General features: G+C 67.4%; 18 protein-coding genes. 9 read left to right on the forward strand and 9 right to left on the reverse strand.

All coding sequences use genetic code 11. The annotated features are described in order from the left end of the window. Window positions 1-102: 102 nt before the first annotated feature. Together H0264_RS10070 and H0264_RS10075 are read left to right on the forward strand one after the other, a co-directional pair. Window positions 103-918 (forward strand): MBL fold metallo-hydrolase, encoded by an 816-nt coding sequence (locus H0264_RS10070; protein WP_181583717.1) that lies wholly within the window; start codon window positions 103-105, stop codon window positions 916-918. 105 nt (window positions 919-1023) lie between these two features. Then, window positions 1024-1749 carry a helix-turn-helix domain-containing protein gene (locus H0264_RS10075; RefSeq protein ID WP_181583718.1) on the forward strand — a complete coding sequence of 242 codons (726 nt, stop codon included), beginning with the start codon at window positions 1024-1026 and terminating at the stop codon, window positions 1747-1749. 211 nt (window positions 1750-1960) lie between these two features. Here the strand turns inward: H0264_RS10075 and metG are convergent, their stop codons facing one another. Further along, window positions 1961-3520, reverse strand: coding sequence for a methionine--tRNA ligase (gene metG, locus H0264_RS10080; RefSeq protein ID WP_181583719.1), 1560 nt, complete (start codon window positions 3518-3520; stop codon window positions 1961-1963). A 66-nt stretch (window positions 3521-3586) separates the two neighbouring features. Here metG and H0264_RS10085 point away from each other — a divergent pair, with 66 nt between their 5' ends. Then, the gene (locus tag H0264_RS10085; protein ID WP_181583720.1) at window positions 3587-4414 is read left to right on the forward strand and encodes a TatD family hydrolase; all 828 of its coding nucleotides are present in this window, start codon (window positions 3587-3589) and stop codon (window positions 4412-4414) included. Between the two features lie 244 nt (window positions 4415-4658). Continuing rightward, the gene (locus H0264_RS10090; protein ID WP_181583721.1) at window positions 4659-5786 is read left to right on the forward strand and encodes a resuscitation-promoting factor; all 1128 of its coding nucleotides are present in this window, start codon (window positions 4659-4661) and stop codon (window positions 5784-5786) included. A gap of 40 nt (window positions 5787-5826) precedes the next feature. Here the strand turns inward: H0264_RS10090 and H0264_RS10095 are convergent, their stop codons facing one another. Then, window positions 5827-6597: an SDR family NAD(P)-dependent oxidoreductase gene (locus tag H0264_RS10095; protein ID WP_181583722.1), complete on the reverse strand. Its 771-nt coding sequence runs from the start codon at window positions 6595-6597 to the stop codon at window positions 5827-5829. A 150-nt stretch (window positions 6598-6747) separates the two neighbouring features. Here H0264_RS10095 and H0264_RS10100 point away from each other — a divergent pair, with 150 nt between their 5' ends. Both H0264_RS10100 and rsmA read left to right on the forward strand, forming a co-directional pair. Then, window positions 6748-7908 carry an alpha/beta fold hydrolase gene (locus tag H0264_RS10100; RefSeq protein ID WP_231083233.1) on the forward strand — a complete coding sequence of 387 codons (1161 nt, stop codon included), beginning with the start codon at window positions 6748-6750 and terminating at the stop codon, window positions 7906-7908. 28 nt (window positions 7909-7936) lie between these two features. Continuing rightward, window positions 7937-8818: a 16S rRNA (adenine(1518)-N(6)/adenine(1519)-N(6))-dimethyltransferase RsmA gene (rsmA, locus tag H0264_RS10105; protein ID WP_181583723.1), complete on the forward strand. Its 882-nt coding sequence runs from the start codon at window positions 7937-7939 to the stop codon at window positions 8816-8818. Window positions 8819-8873: 55 nt separating this feature from the next. Here the strand turns inward: rsmA and H0264_RS10110 are convergent, their stop codons facing one another. From H0264_RS10110 to H0264_RS10130, 5 genes are all read right to left on the reverse strand, one after another. Continuing rightward, a complete protein-coding gene (locus tag H0264_RS10110) occupies window positions 8874-9371 on the reverse strand; it encodes an LpqN/LpqT family lipoprotein (protein WP_181583724.1) in 498 nt (165 codons plus the stop codon). 185 nt (window positions 9372-9556) lie between these two features. Further along, on the reverse strand, window positions 9557-11749 hold the full coding sequence (locus tag H0264_RS10115) for a heavy metal translocating P-type ATPase (protein ID WP_244976244.1): 2193 nt from the start codon (window positions 11747-11749) through the stop codon (window positions 9557-9559). A 92-nt stretch (window positions 11750-11841) separates the two neighbouring features. Beyond that, window positions 11842-12771, reverse strand: a complete 930-nt coding sequence (locus H0264_RS10120; RefSeq protein ID WP_181583726.1) for a hypothetical protein — start codon at window positions 12769-12771, stop codon at window positions 11842-11844. A 1-nt stretch (window position 12772) separates the two neighbouring features. Further along, window positions 12773-12979: a heavy-metal-associated domain-containing protein gene (locus H0264_RS10125; protein ID WP_181583727.1), complete on the reverse strand. Its 207-nt coding sequence runs from the start codon at window positions 12977-12979 to the stop codon at window positions 12773-12775. Window positions 12980-13092: 113 nt separating this feature from the next. Next, on the reverse strand, window positions 13093-13704 hold the full coding sequence (locus tag H0264_RS10130) for a TetR/AcrR family transcriptional regulator (RefSeq protein WP_181583728.1): 612 nt from the start codon (window positions 13702-13704) through the stop codon (window positions 13093-13095). A 93-nt stretch (window positions 13705-13797) separates the two neighbouring features. On the opposite strand from H0264_RS10130, the gene H0264_RS10135 reads away from it, so the two are divergent. The 3 genes from H0264_RS10135 (at window position 13798) to H0264_RS10145 (ending at window position 17421) form a co-directional block, all read left to right on the forward strand. Further along, window positions 13798-14550, forward strand: coding sequence for an SDR family oxidoreductase (locus H0264_RS10135; RefSeq protein WP_181583729.1), 753 nt, complete (start codon window positions 13798-13800; stop codon window positions 14548-14550). A gap of 94 nt (window positions 14551-14644) precedes the next feature. Continuing rightward, window positions 14645-15574, forward strand: a complete 930-nt coding sequence (locus tag H0264_RS10140) for a 4-(cytidine 5'-diphospho)-2-C-methyl-D-erythritol kinase (protein ID WP_181583730.1) — start codon at window positions 14645-14647, stop codon at window positions 15572-15574. 50 nt (window positions 15575-15624) lie between these two features. After that, window positions 15625-17421, forward strand: coding sequence for an ABC-F family ATP-binding cassette domain-containing protein (locus H0264_RS10145; protein ID WP_181583731.1), 1797 nt, complete (start codon window positions 15625-15627; stop codon window positions 17419-17421). A gap of 9 nt (window positions 17422-17430) precedes the next feature. On the opposite strand, the gene H0264_RS10150 is transcribed toward H0264_RS10145, so the two are convergent. Together H0264_RS10150 and H0264_RS10155 are read right to left on the reverse strand one after the other, a co-directional pair. Continuing rightward, a complete protein-coding gene (locus H0264_RS10150; RefSeq protein ID WP_231083230.1) occupies window positions 17431-18270 on the reverse strand; it encodes an Abi-alpha family protein in 840 nt (279 codons plus the stop codon). Beyond that, window positions 18261-19544 (reverse strand): DUF445 domain-containing protein, encoded by a 1284-nt coding sequence (locus H0264_RS10155; protein WP_181583732.1) that lies wholly within the window; start codon window positions 19542-19544, stop codon window positions 18261-18263. Before H0264_RS10155 ends, H0264_RS10150 begins: the two co-directional genes overlap by 10 nt. Window positions 19545-19600 lie beyond the last annotated feature (56 nt).

Raw genomic sequence — 19600 nt, forward strand, 5'->3', positions numbered from 1 at the left:
TGTTTCTTCCCCGGACTTGACTCTTGCTGTGCTGTAGCCGAAAACTGTTGAAGCCGCCTATATTTCGCCCGACGCGGTGTGAACCTCGGTGCAGGGAGTCCCATGCGCGTTCATCACCTGGAGTGCGGCAACCTCGATCCGCTCGGCGGCGAATGGCTGTGGGGCATGGAATTCGTGGTGCACTGCCTGCTCGTCGAACACGACACCGGTCTGCTGCTGGTCGACACCGGCCTGGGTGAACAGGCCGCGCGCCGGCCCGACTGGCTGGGAAGGGGCTGGTCGAGCGTCTTCCGCCCGGGTCTGGATCCGGCGATATCGGCCCTGGCACAGATCGAATCGCTCGGCTACACGCGCGAGGACGTCCGCGATATCGTGCTCACCCACCTGGACCTCGATCACGCCGGCGGTCTCGCCGACTTTCCGGACGCCCGCGTGCACCTGTTCGAAAACGAGCTGCGCGCAATGGAATCCCCGCGCAGCCTGGGCGAGACCCAGCGCTACCGCGCACCCCAGCTGCGGCACGGCCCGCGCTGGCAACTGCACTCCGAAGGCGGGGACAGCTGGTTCGGTTTCGCGGGCGCGCGCACCCTGCCGGGCATACCGGAGGAGGTCGTGCTGGTGCCGCTGGCCGGCCACAGCCGCGGGCACGCCGGCGTGGCCTTGCGCACCGGCGATTCCTGGCTGCTGCACGCCGGGGATTCGTACTTCGGCCACCTCGGCCGTCCAGAGGATGGTGAACGCCCGTGGGCCATCGCCGCCTTCGAAGCCTTCGCCGCCGCCGACGGCCGCGCACGGCGACTCAATCACGAGCGGCTGTCCGAGCTGGCCCGCGACCACACCGATGACGTGACGGTCTTCTCCGCCCACTGCGGGCGGGAACTGCGCGCCCTGTGGGCCCGTGCGTCGGCCATGTCTTAAGTGCGACATAATCCACCCGGGAAGGTCTCGGGAGGTAGGCAGCAAGTGGTCGGCAGGTTCGGTCAAGCGGACGCCATACCCGAGTTACCCATGCTCGGACGGTATATGCGGTACCGGCGCGAAGGTCTGGGGCTCACCCAGGAGGAAGTCGCGCGGCGCATGTTCGTCAGCCTGTCGCTGTACCGGAAGCTCGAGAAGGGCGAGCGCCCGCTGTCGATGAGCCGGATCGAGGACTGGTGCGCGGCCGTCGACGCGCCCATCTGGATGCTGCAGAAGATGGTGTCCATCGCACTGCCCATGCTGTCGTCCGCCATCGCCAAGGGTTCGTGGCCGCCCGCGCTCAAGGACGAGGACCTCGAACATCTGGAGGCGTTCCCGTTCCCGGCGTTCTTCCACCGGGTGCCCGAATACGACGTGCTCGCCGCCAATGCGGCCGCCCGCAGCGCGTTTTCGTGGCTGCTGCCCGCCGATCAGGGCGCGGCCCGGCCCACCAATGTGATCGAGCAGATGATGACGGCGCCGGAAGCCCCCCTGGTGCTCGACAACTGGTACGAGATCGTGCACCGGCTGCTGTTCTACATGCGGGTCGCGGCGCCGGGCATCGTGCCGCCGGAGCGGATCGCGCAGATCATCGAAACCTGCCGCGTCAACCCGCATTTCGAGGACATGTGGACCACGGACATGTCCGAGGAGGTGTTCAACAGCGCCCGCGTGGTGGTGAACGTCCCGGACAGCGATCAGCAGCTGTTCTTCACCATGCGGTCCTACAACGCCGTGCATCCGGACGACACCGGTTACCAGCTGTTCATGCTCACACCACGCAGCAGGTGACCCAATAAGTGTTACCGACCCGAGTTGACCTGGGACGGGGCCAAATTGGATGCTTTTCGAGCTGCGGTCCGTACAGCAGGAAATACCGGTGGAAGTTGTGGAGTTCGGAGGGGAATCTCCACCGCCTTGAGCGGTGTGCCCCAAATCGAACGGCTGTCGGACCATGGACCCCGGACCCCCGCACACACTGTCGTGTGCGGGTTCCTGGGGATCAAGCCTTCGGCGCCACGTACTTCGGGAAGACCACTTGCGGCTCGGGCAGGGCGGTGCCCGGCGCGATCGGCGTGGCCACGGCCGCGAAGGTGCGGTCGGACTGCGCCAGCAGATCCAGGATCTTGCCCGCCGAGGCCGGAATGACCGGCTGCACCAGCAGCGACACGATCCGCACGACCTCCATGGTCACGTAGAGAATCGTGCCCTCGCGCGCGATGTCCTCGGGCGTGCCCGACTTGGCCAGCGTCCACGGCGCCTGCGCGGAGAAGTACCGGTTGGTCTCACCGAGCGTCAGCCACAGCTGCTCCAGGCCCAAATGGATCTGCTGCTGGTCGAATTCGGCCCGCACCGCGTCCAGCAGCCCGTTGGCCCGCTCCAGCAGCGCCTTGTCCTCGGCGGTGAACTCGCCCGGCGTCGGCACCACGCCGCCGAAATCGCGCGCCACCATCTTCAGGCAGCGCTGCGCCAGATTGCCGAACTCGTTGGCCAGATCGGTATTGATCCGTCCCGCGATGGCCTCCTCGCTGTAGGAGCCGTCCTGCCCGTAGGAGATCTCGCGCAGCAGGAAGAACCGCACGGCATCCAGGCCGTAGGTCTCCACCAGCGACATGGGATCGACCACATTGCCGACCGACTTGGACATCTTCTCGCCGCGGTAGTTCACGAAGCCGTGCACGAAAACCCGCTTGGGCAGCGCGATCCCGGCGCTCATCAGGAAGGCCGGCCAGTACACGGTGTGGAAGCGGGTGATGTCCTTGCCGATGATGTGCAGATCGGCCGGCCAGAAGCGCTGGAACTGCGCCGAATCCACGTCCGGGAAGCCCGCGCCGGTCAGGTAGTTGGTGAGCGCGTCCACCCACACGTACATGACGTGCGCCGGATCGCCGGGCACCGGCACACCCCAGTCGAAGGTGGTGCGGGAGATGGACAGATCCTTCAGCCCGGCCTTCACATACGAGACGATCTCGTTGCGCCGGGTCGCGGGCGCGATGAATTCCGGGGTGTTCTCGTACAGTTCGAGCAGCTTGTCCTGGTACTTGGACAGGCGGAAGAAGTAGTTCGACTCCTCGGTCCACTCCACCGGGGTCTTGGTGTCGGTGGAGATGCGGGTGCCGTCCTCGAGGAGGGTGGTCTCCTCCTCGGTGTAGAAGGCCTCGTCGCGCACCGAGTACCAGCCGGCGTAGGTGTCGAGGTAGATGTCGCCGTTGGCGGCCATCTTCTCCCAGATGGCGACCGACGCGGCGTGATGGTCCTCATCGGTGGTGCGGATGAAGCGGTCGTAGGAGACATCCAGGGCCTTGTCCATGGCCTCGAAGACATCGGAGTTGCGGGACGCGTACTCCTGCTCCGGGACGCCCGCGGCCTTGGCGGCCTGCTGCACCTTCTGGCCGTGCTCGTCGGTGCCCGTCATGAAGAACACGTCGAAGCCGTCGAGCCGCTTGAAGCGGGCCAGGGCATCGGTCGAGATGTACTCGTAGGCGTGTCCGATGTGCGGTGCGCCGTTCGGGTACGCGATGGCCGTGGTTAGGTAAAAGGCGGGGCGGTCGGATGCGCTCATGGTGTGTCTACTCTATCTGCGTGCCTCTAGACGTTCGCGCGAATATGCCCGTGGCAGGTGTCGCCCATGAGTAGCCGCCGACCTGCCCCCGAGCCGCCGGAGCCGCTCGCCCCGCTGGTCGACGCGCACACCCACATCGACGCCTGCGGCGCGACCGACCCGGAATCGGTTGCGGCGCTGGTGGATCGGGCCGAGGCCGTGGGTGTCGGCAAGATCGTGACGGTGGCCGACGACCTCGAGGCCGCGCGCGCCGCGGTGCGGGCCGCGCACTGGGACGATCGCGTGTACGCGGCGGTCGCGCTGCATCCGACGCGCGCCAACGCGCTCGACGACGCGGCGAAGAAGGAACTCGAGGAACTGGCTCGCGATCCGCGCGTGGTCGCGGTGGGGGAGACCGGGCTCGACTACTACTGGCCCGGCAAGCTCGACGGCTGCGCGACGGTCGAGGAACAGGTCGAGGGTTTCCGCTGGCATATCGACCTCGCCAAGCGAGTGCGCAAACCGCTCATGATCCACAATCGCGAGGCCGATCACGATCTGCTGACGGTGTTGCTGGACGAGGGCGCGCCGGATCAGGTGATCTTCCACTGCTTCTCGGGTGACGCCAACATGGCCCTCGCCTGTGTGGAGGAAGGTTATGTACTGAGCTTTTCGGGCACGGTGAGTTTCAAGAATGCCCACGAATTGCGGGAGGCCGCGAAACTCGTTCCGCAAGATCAGATTCTGGTGGAAACCGATGCGCCGTATCTGACTCCGCATCCGTTCCGGGGCGCGCCCAACGAGTCTTACATGCTGCCGTACACGCTGCGCGCGCTGGCGGAGGTGCGCGGGCAGGATCCGCAGGAGCTGGCCGAGATCACCACGGCGACCGCGCGGCGGTTGTACCGAATCTAGGTGCTGCGCACCTTTTTTCACGTTCGCACGGTTTCTGCGTGAAAGTCTCGCGTTGAAACCGGCGAAACGTGCATACTCGCGGCTCGGTTCGCAAACTGTGTTTCGGGTCACTATGATGACGCCGGATCGTGATCTACCTGCGGATTGATATCGGCTCGTAATTTCCGAATACACAGTTCCGCATGGATAGGTTGTCAACCCTCCACCCCCTCGTTATCGTACTGTGACCATGCCGGGATTTCCGATGAACGCTTTGGCGAAGATCAACTCGTCGCGATCGCCGCTCCTGTACGGCGCCATCGCGGCGATGCTTGTCACGCTCATTGTGGGTGCGGGACTGGCCATCGTGAACAAGAAAGAAGTCACGCTGGTCGTCGACGGGCAGAAGCTCATCCAGCACAGCATGTTCGGGGATGTGCGCGGCGTTCTGAAGGACGCCGGCTACGCCCTCACCGATCGCGATGATGTATCCCCTTCGCCCGCTTCGAAGATCGCGGACGGCGGCACCATCACGCTGAACCGGGCCCGCGAGGTCTCGCTCATCGTCGACGGCAAACCCTCGACGGCGTGGACCACCGCGCTCACCGTCGCGGAGGCCCTCGTGAAACTGGGCCTGCCCGACGACGTCTTCACCTCGCCCGCACGGCCCTCGCCGCTGCCGCTGCAGGGCGGGAAGATGCTCATCACCAACCCGCGCACCGTGGAACTCTCCGACGACGGCGCGCCGCTGTCGCTGGTGCGCCTGGCCGCCCCGACCGTCGGCGAACTGCTGCAGGTCCAGGGCCGCCCCCTGATCAATCAGGACTTCGTGGAACCGGCCGCGAGCACCCCGCTCACCGACGGCATGAAGATCACCGTCACCCGCAAGATCGTCACCAACCGCGTCGAGCGCATCCCGCTCGATCCGCCGGAGAACGTGATCGAGGATCCCACCCTGAACATGAGCCGGACCATCGTGGAGAACCCCGGCACCCCCGGCGTCCAGGACGTCACCTTCGCCATCTCCACCGTGAACGGCCAAGAGGCGGGCAAGGATCCGATCGCCTCCACCGTCATCGTCCCCGCCGCACCGAAGACCGTGCGCAAGGGCGCCAAGCCCGGGACCGAGGTTCCCGAGGTCCGCGACGGCCACGTCTGGGACGCCCTGGCCAAATGCGAATCCGGCGGCAATTGGGCCATCAACACCGGCAACGGCTACTACGGCGGCATCCAGTTCGACGAGAGCACCTGGGCCCGCCAGGGCGGCCTCAAGTACGCCCCCCGCGCCGACCTGGCGACCCGCGAAGAGCAGATCGCCATCGCCGAGGTGACGCGTGCCCGCCAGGGCTGGGGCGCCTGGCCCGCCTGCACCAGCCGCCTCGGCATCAGCTGACCGTGGGGTGTGGGGGCACGGCCCCCACCTTTCCGCGGTGCTACATCAAAGCGCCGCCGTCGACGCGGAGTTCGGTGCCGGTCATGTAGCGGCCGTCGTCGGAGGCGACCATGGCCACCACGCCCGCGATGTCTTCCGGCTTGCCGAGGGTGCCGCCCTCGAGCCAGCCGGGGAGGCGGGCCATGAGGCTCCAGTCGGCGTCGGACGGAAGGTCGAGTCCCGCGGTCAGGCTGGTGCCGATGCCGCCGGGCACGATATTCACCGCGCGCAGGCCCTTTTTCACGTATTCGAGGGCGATGGTGTGGGTGAGGGCGTTGATGCCCGCCTTGGACGCGGTGTAGGCGGCCATGTAGGGGGCCGCGCCGAAAGCCGAAGTGGACGAGAAGTTCACGACCACGCCGCCGTGCGGGGAGTCCAGGAGTTTGGGGATGCCCGCCTGGACCATGAGGAAGGTGCCGGTCAGATTGACCGCGAGGACCTTGTTCCAGGTCTCCAGGGGGAGTTCGTGGGTGTGGCCGGCGCGCATGATGCCCGCCGCGTTCACGAGAACATCGAGGCCGCCGAGGAATTCGAAGGCTTCGGCGGTGGCGGATCGCACCGATTCCGGGTCGGCGACATCCAGCAGGACCGTCTTCAGCTTGTCCCGCTGATCGGCGGGGACGGCTTCCGCCGTTGCGGCCAGACCGTTTTCGCTCACGTCCGCTGCCACGAGCTGCGCGCCTTCGGCGAGCAGGCGCAGAGCGATGCCCTGGCCGATGCCGGAACCGGCTCCGGTGACGAGTACCCGACGGCCTTCGTATCTCTGGTTCATGGCCAGAAATTAGAACAAGTTATAGGGGTGGTCAACGGCTGAAGTCTGGCAAATTGCCAGAGAACTTTCATACTGGACCGTTGTTCAAATAGGTAGGCTCTGCCGGGGTCACGCAAAGTTTCCGGTCGGGGTTTATCTGATGGAGGATTGATGCGGTTGTTCGGTGGACGGATGCGCGCACTGGCGGCAGCCACGGCATCGGCAGGCATTCTGCTGATCGCGCCGGGGACCCCGGCACACGCGGCGGAGCCCGGTGCGGTGATCGGCACCGTGGCCCAGCCCAGCGGATTCCGCGGGATGGCCAATGGATACGCGCTCGACTACTGGACCAGTCGCTCCAATGGCGAGGCCGTGGAAGCCAGTGCGGGACTGTTCATTCCGGAGGGCGACGCACCCGCGGGCGGCTGGCCGATCATGGTGTACGACCACGGCACCTCGGGCCTCGGACCCGGCTGCGGCGGGCAGACCGCCAACGGCCGCTTCAGCCGGCCCAAGGAAGACGCGATCCTGCAGTACTTCGTGAACAAGGGCTTCGCCGTCGTCGCACCCGACTATCTCGGACTCGGCCGCTTCGACACCGGGCCGCACCCGTACCTCGAGACCCGCAGCGAAGCCACCGCCACCATCGACGCCGTGAAGGCGGCGCGCGCGGCGCGACCGGAACTCTCGCGCACCTGGGCGATCATCGGCTTCTCCCAGGGCGGGCACGCGGCACTGGGCGCGGCCAACCTGCAATCGACCCTCGCACCCGACCTCGACTTCCGCGGCACCATCGCCTCGGACCCGGCCTCCGACATCGAGAAGCTGCTGCCCATCGGCGGGCCGTGGGTGCCGGAGATTCCCGGCGACGCCGGCAATGCCGTGAACGGCTTCGTGGTCAGCATGTTCGTCGGACTGCGGGAAACCCATCCCGAACTCGACTTCGACAGCTACCTGACCCCGCGCGGCAAGGAGATCCTGGATCAGGCGGGCAGCATGTGCTTCCTCGACATCATGAAGCTCACCGATGGCGTCTCACTCGGCCAGATGCTGTCGCGGCCGCTGTCCGACGAGCGCTTCCGGGCCATCTCCGACGAGTACATGCGGGTGCCCACCACCGGCTACGACGCGCCGATCCTGTTGCTGCTCAATACCAATGACACCACCGTGCCGTCTCCGCTGCACGCCGCGCTGGCCGCCCAGTTCGCCGCCAATGGCGTGGACTTCCGGACCGTCGTCGGCACCGGCACGCACACCCAGGTGAGCCCGCAGATGTGGGATGCCATCGGCGCCTTCAGCGATCGGATTCTCGCCACCCCGGTCCAGCCCTGACACCTGCCGGGTTGATAGGTTTCGCAGAGTGTCCGAATCCGAAACAGCTGGTCGAGGTCAAGCCGCACTGCTCGGTCCCGCCGAGGTGCGCGAAATGGCGGAGCGCTTCGGCGTGCGCCCGACCAAGCAACTCGGACAGAACTTCGTCCACGATGCCAACACCATGCGCCGCATCGTCTCGACTGCCGGTGTCGGTCGTGACGATGTGGTGCTCGAGGTCGGGCCGGGGCTCGGCTCGCTGACCCTGGCCCTGCTCGATGTGGTCGACCGGGTGGTGGCGGTGGAGATCGATCCGGTGCTGGCGCACTTCCTGCCGGAGACCGTCGCCACCCGAGCACCCGAGCTGAAGGACCGGCTCACGGTGGTCGAGGCCGACGCTCTGCGCGTCTCGGCCGCCGACATTCCGGCCGAGCCGACCGCGCTGGTGGCCAATCTGCCCTACAACGTGGCGGTCCCGGTGCTGCTGCATCTCATGGCCGAATTGCCCAGCATCCGAACGGCTCTGGTGATGGTGCAGCTGGAGGTGGCGGATCGGCTGGCCGCCGTGCCCGGCAATCGCACCTACGGCGTGCCGAGCGTGAAGGCGGGGTTCTACGGACCCGTGCGCCGCGCGGGAACCGTTGGGCGGCAGATCTTCTGGCCCGTCCCGCAGGTCGAATCCGGGCTGGTGCGCATCGATCGCTTCACCGAACCGCCGTGGCCGATCGACGAAGCCAATCGCCGTCGCGTGTTCGAGGTGGTCGACGCCGCCTTCGCGCAACGCCGCAAGACCTTGCGCGCGGCCCTCTCCGGCTGGGCGGGTTCCCCCGCCGAAGCCGAAAAGCGCCTGCTCGCAGCCGGTATCGCGCCCACCGCGCGCGGTGAAACCCTCGATACCGCCGCGTTCGTCCGGCTGGCCGAGCAGGCGTAGCGCCACCCCGTCATCCCGGCATGCTTTTGGCCGGGATCCATACGGTGGCGGCAGGTCAGGCGCGGATCACCAGATTGTTCAGCAGGTCCGAGTCCACGTTCTCGTGATCGGCCTTGGCGGTGACGGTGATCTGCACCAGGTACTCCTCGGTGCCCGCCACGACCACCACATAGCGGGTATGCACCCACAGGTCGAGCGTCTCCAGGCTGTAGGTGCCGACCACGTCGGCCGACGGGTAACCCTCGAACTCCGCGATATCGGCGACGATCTCCCGCCACTTGGGCAGCGCCCGCGCATCGGTGAACGCGCACGCCAGCAGCTCCTGCGCATCCGCCGGCTTGGAGAACCGCCCGACCAGCAGCACCACATTGTCGGCCCAGCCCCCGGCGGGCGGCAGCGTCCACACCCCGTACGCCCCGGGGAAGACCGAGCGATCCACCGCCTGCCACTCCTCCGGCAGCTCGATCGTCACGGCCGGCGCTCCGGCCGCGCCCGGCTCGACCGGGGCGATCTGAACATTCGCTGCGGCCAGGAATTCGGCGATGGTGGTCACGAGTGGTGCTCCTCTGTTGATGGGCGGTCCGCCCCCGAACGCTATCGGATGAAGTTCGTTGCCGTGCGCCCGCTGTCCGGGTCCCGGATCCGGCGGTGGTGCCGTGGCGCGCCCGGACGCCGAAACGGAAAACGGGCCGTCCGGATCCGAAGATCCGAACGGCCCGGTGCGGCAGGCTGTTCCGCTCATCCTTTGAAGCGGCGCAGGCGGAGGCTGTTGCTGACGACGAACACACTGGACAGCGCCATGGCGGCGCCAGCGAGCATCGGGTTCAGCAGGCCGGCGGCGGCCAGCGGGATGGCTGCCACGTTGTAGCCGAACGCCCAGAACAGGTTGCTCTTGATGGTGCGCAGGGTGGCGCGGGACAGCCGGATGGCGGTGCCCACGGTGCGCAGGTCGCCGCGCACCAGGGTGATGTCCCCGGCCTCGATGGCGACATCGGTGCCGGTGCCCATGGCCAGACCGAGATCGGCCTGGGCCAGCGCGGCCGCGTCGTTGACGCCGTCGCCGACCATGGCGACCACCTTGCCCTGCTCCTGCAACTTCTTCACCACGTCGAGCTTGTCGGCGGGCAGCACCTCCGCGATCACCTCGTCGATGCCGACCTGGTCCGCGACGGTGCGGGCGGCGGCGGCATTGTCGCCGGTCAGCAGGACGGGGGTGAGCCCGAGCGCCTTCAGGTCCGCGATCGCCTCGGCGCTGGTGTCCTTGATCGCGTCGGCGATCACCAGCACGCCCCGGGCGACGCCGTCCCAGGCCACCGCGATGGCGGTGTGCCCGGCCGACTCCGCCCGAGACTTGGCCTGCGCCAAGGACTCCGGCAGCGTGACCGACCAATCCGCCAGCAGCTCGGTGCGTCCGATGACGACCGCGCGCTCACCGACCAGACCCTGCACGCCCTTGCCGCCGTGGCTCACGAACTGCTCCACCTGCTCGGTGTCGAGTCCGCGATCGGCTGCGCCGGACACCACGGCCCGCGCGACCGGGTGCTCGGAGCCGTGCTCCACCGCCGCGGCGACGGACAGCAGCTCGTCGCTGTTGACGCCCTCGGCCGGAATCACTTCCGCCAGGGTCATCTTGCCGGTGGTGACGGTGCCGGTCTTGTCCAGCACCACGGTGTCGATGCGCCGCGTCGACTCCAGCACCTGCGGGCCCTTGATCAGAATCCCCAGCTGCGCGCCGCGACCCGTGCCGACCAGCAGCGCGGTCGGCGTGGCCAGGCCCAGGGCGCACGGGCAGGCAATGATCAGGACCGCGACCGCGGCGCCGAAGGCGGTCGCGACCGCGACGCCCGTGCCGAGCCAGAAGCCCAGCGCCGCAACGGCGATCGCGATGACAATGGGCACGAAGACCCCGGCCACCCGATCGGCCAGCCGCTGCACCTGCGCCTTGCCGTTCTGCGCCTCCTCGACCAGCGAGGCCATCTGCGCCAGCTGCGTGTCCGCGCCGACCCGGGTGGCGCGCACGGTCAGCAGACCGCCCGCGTTCACCGTCGCGCCGACCACCTGATCGCCGGGGCCCACCTCCACCGGCACCGACTCGCCGGTCAGCATGCTCATGTCGAGCGCCGAATTACCGCTCACCACAACGCCGTCCGTGGCGATCTTCTCGCCGGGGCGGACCAGGAACTCGTCACCGACGTGCAATTCGCCGATGGGAATGCGGGTTTCGACGCCGTTGCGCAGCACCGCGACATCCTTCGCGCCCAGTTCCAGCAGGGCGCGCAGGGCCGAACCGGCCTTCTCCTTGGAGCGGGTCTCGAAGTACCGGCCCGCGAGGATGGCCGTGATCAGTGTCGCCGCCACCTCGAAGTACAGCGCCGAGGACGAGTCGCCACGGGTAATGGCAAGGCTGAAGGGGTGTTTCATGCCGGGCATGCCGGCGTCGCCGAAGAACAGCGCGTAGACCGACCAGCCGAAGGCGGCGAGGGTGCCCAGCGAGATGAGCGTGTCCATGGTGGCCGCGCCGTGCTTGGCGTTCACCCAGGCGGCGCGGTGGAACTGCCAGCCCGCCCACACCACGATGGGTGCGGTCAGGGTCAGCGAGAACCACTGCCAGTTCTCGAACTGCAGGGCCGGAACCATGGCGACGGCGACCACCGGGATGGCCAGCGCCAGGCTCACCAGCAGCCGGTGCCGCAACTGCTGGGTCGCGGACGGGGCCGAATCACCTTCCGATTCGGTCTTTTTCACCGGATTCGGGTCGTGCACACTGGCCGTGTAGCCGGTGTCGACGACCTTGGCGATCAGATCATCGGCACTCACCGACTCCGGGAAGCTGACCTTCGCCTTTTCCGTGGCGTAGTTGACGGTGGCGGTGACGCCGTCCATCCGGTTCAGCTTCTTCTCGATGCGGGACGCGCAGGAAGCGCAGGTCATGCCGCCGATCTCGAGTTCGATCGACTGCACGGGCAGACTGCTGTCGGGCAGGCTGCCGCCGCCGAGCTGGTCGCGTTCGGGTGCGGGCGCGCTCATTGGTGACCTCCTTCGTGCTGCGTGTGCCCACCCGAGGGTGCGGGTGTGCCGGATACTGTTGTAGTGCTTGCGGTTTCGGCGGTGAACTCGGCCGTGTGCACCTTGCCGCCGTGCGAGAAATCAAGGTAGAGACGGTATTTGCCGGTGCTCGGGGCCTCGGCGTGGAAGGCCACGTCCGGGCCGGGCGGCGTCTTGCCGATCTCGCCCTGCGGGTGCACGTGCAGGTAGGCCAGGTCACTGGCCCGCAGCGCCACCAGGTGCGCGTACGCGCCCAGATACGGCTGCAGATCGGTGACCGGTTTGCCGCCGCGGGTGACGGTGAACTTCAATTCGCTTCCCGCCGTGGCCATATCGCCGGTCAGCGTGACCTGGTAGCCGTCCACCTCGGCGGTCTTCGACACCGGCGGCAGCGGCCGATCCGGCGCTGTGCCCGCGACGGTCACGGTGCGGCTCAGGGTCAGTTCGCCGGGGCCACCGGCGGGGGAGAAGTCGGCGAACACGCGGTAGGTGCCGGGTTCGGCCCACTTCCAGTCGATGGACCAGGTGCCGTCCGCGGCCAGTTCCGGGTGTACGTGCCGGAATTGGCTCGCATCGGTGCGGACCACGATGAGGTGCAGGTTCTTCTCGTGCAGGGTGTTGTACCGGGTGACCGCGCCCTGCGGACCATTGATCCGGAAGCGCAGCGGCCCTTGCTGATTCGCGGCGGCGGGGGCGGTGACCTCTCCGAGGGTGTATCCGGACTCGCTGTCCTCGAGCCCGTTCGCGGTGTCGGTTTCGGTGGTGGTCGTGGCATGTTCGCTGTGGGCGGCCGTGGTGCCGGGGGCCGGCCCGGTCGGATCGCCCACCAGGGCGCCGATTCCGAGCGCGGCCCCGAACAGTACGACCAGTCCGCCGCCGAAGGCGGCGAACCTCAGTCGATCGTTCATCTCAGCTCGCCACCTCGTATCCCGCTTCGTCCACGGCGGCGACGACATCGGCGTCGGCGATCGGGGCGGCGGACTCGACCTTGACCAGGCCGCTGGCGAGGTCCACGTCGACACTGGTCACGCCGTCGATCTTGCCGATCTCCTTCTGGACCGATCCGACGCAGTGGCCGCAGGTCATTCCGGTGACGGTGTAGGTGCTGGTGGCCATTGTTCGACTCCTTCGCTGGCGGTTCATACGGTGTGGGGGTATCCCCGACACCGAGAAACATACCCCCCATGGGTACCTAGCGCAAGTGCCGGATGTCGATGATTTTCGAGCGGTCAGTGCTCGGTTCGCGTCTCCTTCGGCCAGGCGTGCATCGCCAACCCCGCTACCTGCTGCAACTCCTCCAGGGTTGCCCCGTCCTGGGCTGATTGCGACATGCCCTGCATCACCACGCCGATGTGCCTGGCCAGGGCTCGGGCATTGGCGGTCGCGGGCAGGATTCCGGCAGCGATATCGGTGCGGATCCGGTCTTCGAAGGCTGCGACATTGCTGTTGCGCATGTCCTCCAGCATCTTCGAGACATCGAGGTTCGAGGTGTTGCCGGCGGCGCTGATGATCATGCAGCCGGGCGGGCGGCCGGGGAGGGTGTACTCGGCGGCGGCCTCGTGCAGGGTGCGTTCGGCGGCGGCGCGGGCGGTCGGTTCCTCGGCGAGGGCGCGCATCGCGAACCCGCCGTAGTTCGCGCCGTAAGTCTGGATGGCTTCGTTGAAGAGCTTCTGCTTGTCGCCGAAGGCGGCGTAGAGGCTGGGCGCGCCGATGCCCAGCGCGCCGGTGAGGTCGCTGATCGAGGTGGCCTCGTACCCCCGCTGCCAGAACAGTCGTAAAGCCTTGTCCAGGGCGGCATCTCGGTCGAATTTGCGGGGTCGTCCCCGGGTCGCGGTGGCCATGACCTCGATTTTATAGCGCTCGCTAAATAATGTGCTACGGTCCTTTCTGTAACGATCGCTAGATAAAGCGATCGCGGGAGAAAGGTAAGGGTCATGGGCGCACTCACCGGCAAGACGGCACTGGTCACCGGCAGCGGACGCGGCATCGGAAGGGCCATCGCCGAACGGCTCGGACGCGACGGGGCGCGGGTCGGCGTGCACTACAACGGCAATGCCGCAGCCGCCAAGGAGACGGTCGCCGCCATCGAGGCCAACGGGGGAGAAGCCTTCGCGATTCAGGCCCCGCTCGGCGTGCCCGGCGATGCCGAAGCGCTGTGGGCGGCGTTCGACGCCCACGCCGACGGGCTCGACATCCTGGTCAACAACGCCGGCACCGACGGCATCCGGGAACCCATAGGGGGTACCGACGAGGAGTCCTTCGACCGCGTGTTCGCCGTCAACACCAAGGCCCCGTTCTTCGTCACCAAGCTGGGCCTCGACCGTCTGCGCGACGGCGGCCGGATCGTGAACGTCTCCACCGGCCTGACCCGGGGCGCGTACATGCCGGAGCTGATCGCCTACACCATGACGAAGTCGGCCATCGACGCGCTGACCTCGATCCTGGCCAAGCAGCTGGGCGCTCGCGGCATCACCGTCAACGCCGTCGCGCCGGGCGCGATCGACACCGATATGAATGCCTCCTGGCTGCGCACCGAACAGGGTGCGGCCGCCACCGCCGCGCTGTCGCCGCTCAATCGCGTCGGCCAGCCCGCCGACGTCGCCGATATCGTCGGCTTCCTCGCCTCCGACGACTCCCGGTGGGTCACCGGCCAGTGGATCGATGCCACCGGCGGCGTGCTGCTGTAGTCCATCGACCAGCGGGCGGTTCCCTCGCGGTCGGGGGTTCGGGGCGGAGCCCCTGAGGACCTCGGGAGTGAGATGCCCCCGTTAGGCTGTGGGCGTGCTGTCTGTTGTGCCCAGTCCGGTTGTCGTGCGCGCACCCTCGAAGGTGAACCTGCACCTCGGCGTGGGTGATCTGCGCGAGGACGGATACCACGACCTCACCACGGTCTTCCAGGCGCTGTCGCTGAGCGACGATCTGCGGCTGTCGCCGTCGGCCAATCTCACGGTGAAGGTGTCCGGCGAGGGCGCGGACGAGGTGCCGACCGATCGCGGCAATCTGGTCTGGCAGGCGGCGGTCCGGCTCGCGCACATCGCGGGCCGGGCGCCGCTGGTGGAAATCGCCATTACCAAGGGGATTCCGGTGGCGGGCGGTATGGCGGGCGGCAGCGCCGACGCCGCCGCCGCGCTGGTCGGATTGAACGATCTGTGGGAGCTGGGCCTCGGCCGGGCCGAATTGTTCGACCTCGCAGCCGAATTGGGCAGCGATGTGCCGTTCTCACTGCACGGCGGGACCGCGCTCGGCCGTGGGCGGGGTGAGAAACTGCTTCCGGTGTTGTCCCGCAACACTTTCCACTGGGTGCTGGCGCTCGCCAAGGGCGGGCTGTCCACCCCGGCGGTCTTCCGAGAGCTCGATCGACTGCGCGAGACCGGCAACCCGCCGCGGCTGGAAAGCCCGGAAGAGTTGTTGCAGGCGTTGGCTTCCGGTGACGCCACACAGCTTGCGCCGCTCCTGGGCAACGATCTGCAAGCCGCCGCGCTCTCGCTGAAGCCGGAACTTCGCCGCACCCTGCGCGCGGGCGTCTCCGCGGGCGCGCTCGCCGGCATCGTCTCCGGCTCCGGTCCCACCTGTGCCTTCCTCTGTGAGGACGAGGAGTCCGCGGTGGCCGTCGCGGCCGAACTCTCCGGTGCGGGTGTCTGCCGCAGCGTCCGCACCGCCAGCGGCCCGGTCCCCGGCGCGCGTGTGATCAGCGATTCGGCGGCTCGGTAGGCTGGCATTCGGCAATCGCCGCCCGTCTCGTCGCATGACACAGAGGACCAATGGCCAACCTGATCAACCTGGAAGCTGTCAACAAGAGCTTCGGCGTCAAGCCGTTGCTCGACAATGTGTCTCTCGGTGTGCAGGAGGGTGAGCGGATCGGGGTCGTCGGCCTCAACGGTGGCGGTAAGACGACGCTGCTGGAAGTGCTGACCGGAATCGAAGAGCCGGACAGCGGCCGTGTCAGCCGGGTCGGCGGATTGCGCATGGCGGTCGTCACCCAGCGCGGCGTGCTGCCCGAGGGCGCGACCGTCGGTGAAGTGGTGCTCGCCGGTCTGGCCGAGGATCAGCAGACCGACGGTGTGGCCGAACACGAGTGGGCCTCGAATCCGCGCATCCGGTCGGTGGTCGAGGGCATCGGCATCGCCGATCTGGGCATGGACACCCTCGTCACGAATCTTTCCGGTGGTGAGCGCCGCCGGACCGCGCTGGCGGCGGCGCTGGTGCGCGATCTCGATCTGCTGGTGCTGGACGAGCCCACCAACCACCTCGATGTCGAGGGCGTGCAGTGGCTGGCCGAACATCTGACCGGCCGGCGCAGTGCGCTCGTGGTCGTCACCCACGATCGCTGGTTCCTCGACACCGTGGCCAACCGCACCTGGGAGGTGCAGGGCGGCAAGGTCGAAACCTACGAGGGCGGCTACAACGACTGGATCTTCGCGCGCGCCGAACGGGTCCGGCAGGCCGACGCCACCGAGGCGCGGCGGCAGAATCTGGCGCGCAAGGAACTCGCCTGGCTGCGGCGCGGCGCGCCCGCGCGCACCTCGAAGCCGCGCTATCGCGTGGAGGCCGCCGAGGCGCTGATCGCGGATGTGCCCGCGCCGCGCGACAGCGTGCAGTTGGCCTCGTTCGCGCGAAAGCGGCTGGGGCGCGTGGTGATCGAACTCGAGGACACCACCCTCGCCACCCCCGACGGCCGGGAACTGGTCAAGGATCTGACCTGGCGGCTGGCTCCGGGCGAGCGCGTCGGTCTGGTCGGCGTGAACGGGTCCGGCAAGACCACGCTGCTGCGCGCGCTGGCCGGTGAGGTCGAACCCAAGTCCGGCAAGCGGATTCAGGGCCAGACCGTCAAGATCGGCTGGCTGCGCCAGGAACTCGACGATCTGCCCCTGGATATGCGTGTCCTGGAAGCGGTTCAGGACGTCGCCATGCGGATGATGCTGGGCGACAAGGAGATCAGCGCCGGGCAACTGGCCGAGCGGCTCGGTTTCACCCCGGCCAAACAGCGCACCCCGGTCCGCGACCTCTCCGGTGGTGAACGCCGCCGCCTGCAGCTGACGCGAATCCTCATGAGCGAGCCCAACGTTCTGCTCCTCGACGAGCCCACCAACGACCTCGACATCGACACCCTCCAGCAGTTGGAGGACATGCTCGACGGCTGGCCCGGCACCCTGGTGGTCATCTCCCACGACCGCTACCTCATCGAGCGCATCTGCGACACCACCTGGGCGCTGTTCGGCGACGGCAAGCTCACCAACCTGCCCGGCGGCATCGAGGAATACCTGAAGAAGCGCGCCGCGCTCACCTCCGGCAAAGCGGCTCCCGTCAAGGCCGCGGCGACGAGTTCCGCTGTGACAGCCACGGATTCGGCCGCCTACCGCGCCGCTCGCAAGGAACTGGCCAAGCTGGAGCGCTCCATCGAGAAGCTCTCCGAACGTGAGGACAAGCTGCACACCGCTCTCGCCGAGGCAGCCACCGATCCCGACAAGCTCATGAAACTCGGGGCGGAGCTCAAGCAGGTTCAGGCGGAAAAGGAAGCGGCAGAGGAGCGCTGGCTCGAACTGGCCGACGACGCGTAAGGGCGCTGATCAGAGCGCCTGGTCCAGGCTCGGCACCGGCAAACAGGTCCGGACGAAACCCGCACCGAAGGAAGTCAATTCTATGGTGCGGTAGAGGACCTTGGTGCCGAAGCTTGCGCGCTTGAGGCGCTGGCGGACCTCCGGCAGTGCTTCCAGCAGCTGGTAGCGGTTGGGGTTGCCGAGGGGTTCGCGGGCGATGTCTACCAGGCCGAGGCGGTCGAGGTTGATGAGGTAGGTCTCGACTCGGTTGGGGTAGCGCAGGCCGGCGTCTTCGCCGAGGAGGTTGAACTCGCCTGCGGAGGTGCGGCCGGTGCGGACCTCCAGGATCGGCTGCGGGCCGTCGAGATACAGGTAGCGGATGATGCGCGCTTCGTCCGGGGTGAGCTCGCCGAGGATGCGGGAGTAGGCCGGGTGATGCGTGTCGTCCTCGTGGAAATCGGCTGAGCGGCGCAGTAGTTCGGCGCCGCGGGCGCGTAGTTCGGTGGCGGCGGAGACGGGTTCGGTGACCGCCTCGGCGGTGCGCGGTGTGGGCACGCCGAGGGCCTGCCGCACCGAATCGCGCACCTGCGCACCGGCTTCGGTGAGGATGTCGCGGGGTGGCTGCCCGGCCATGCTGCCGCGCAACACGATTCCGGTGACGCCGAGGGCGGTGCCCAGCCCCCAGGCGCTCGCTTCCACCGCGGCCGACACCGCCACGCGCAGCACGCCGGTGGCGGTGCGCACGGGTGACGGCATCGGGGTCTTGCGGGAGGTGACCGGTACCGGCGTGGGCGCCTGCGGCCGCACCACGAGTTCCGTCGAGGTGGTGGCCGGTTCTTCAGCGCCCGAACCGGATTCGGTCATATCCATGTAGTGGCAACTCCTGTTCCGAATATCAGGAGATGAGCGTATCCGGCGATGAGCCCCAGCGCGCCGCCATGGACAAACAAAAGCCATTCATCTTGTTTGATGGCCGATCGCAGCATGTCCACGAACTCCGGAGGGGGCAGCGCCGACATTTGTTTGGCGATGTACTCCGAGACCTCTTTGCTCTGTTGGACATTGAAGGCCGGGTCCGCGAAGCCGATCGGCGCGATGCGAGTCGCCTCCATGGTCAGCGTCTCCTGCAGCGAGTCGAACTCGCGGCCGCCCATCATGAACCGGACCGCGCCCTTGGCCGGGCCGAGCGCGCGATCCGCGGCCGGGCGCAGCGTGTCCTCGAGCATCTGCATGGTGCGGTCCGAGCGCGGGCCGTTGAGCAGTTCGTCACCGACATTGGCGAAGGTCATGATCTCCCGGGACACCAGTTCGGCGTAGCCCTGGGTGATTTCGTCCTGCCGCTTGATGAGCAGCCCCTGCCGCCACGGGCACCACCACTTCGGGTAGGCGGGCGCGAAGATCAGGTTGATGCCGACCCAGTTCACCACCCAGCCGATGATGATGCCGCCGATGGGCAGCACCGCCAGTGCCGACCAGCCGGTCCAGTGCAGCACGCCGACCAGCACCACACCCATGGGCGCACCGAAGTAGAAGCCGAAGTTCTGCATGAACCGCAGCTCTTTCGCGCCCAGCACCTGGAACACGCTGTTGAGCAACTGCGGCCGCGCCTGGAAGTACCGGATGACCATCTGCTTCACATCCAGCAGTTGATCTATGTTGTTGCCGATTTCATCGGTCAGCTCGCGCAGAATATCGGGCAGCTGCTGCCGCACGCGTTCATGGATCAACTCCCGCACCTGCGTCGGGAGGTTGTACCAGAGCTGCGGATGTTCGCGTTTCAAGATCTCTTCGATGATGTCGCGAATCTGAACTTCAGCAATTTCAGTGAGATGTTCGGCGAGCTTCTCGGGATTCAACTCCCGATAGAAGTCCGCCACACTCCCGAGTTTCGCCAGCCCCTTGTCCACGGCAATACTCGCCATCTTGTCCGCACGTGACGGAACGATCCCCTGCCAGCCGATCCGCCCGTCGTACTGCAGCAGCGGCAGCACCTGAATCTTCTTGGGCAGGAACGGAAACAGCGCCGCCAACCCCGGAACCCTGATTCCATGGAACTTGATCGGCTTGAACAGCATCAGAATGCCGGTCCAGTTGGTGATGTAGCCGATCACACCCGTGAACAACGGAATCGTGATCAGTTCCATCAGAATTGTCGGGTGGACTCCGAAAACACTCTCTAACACGTCACCCTCCTGCCGAC

The organism is Nocardia huaxiensis (assembly GCF_013744875.1).
Lineage (GTDB): Bacteria > Actinomycetota > Actinomycetes > Mycobacteriales > Mycobacteriaceae > Nocardia > Nocardia huaxiensis.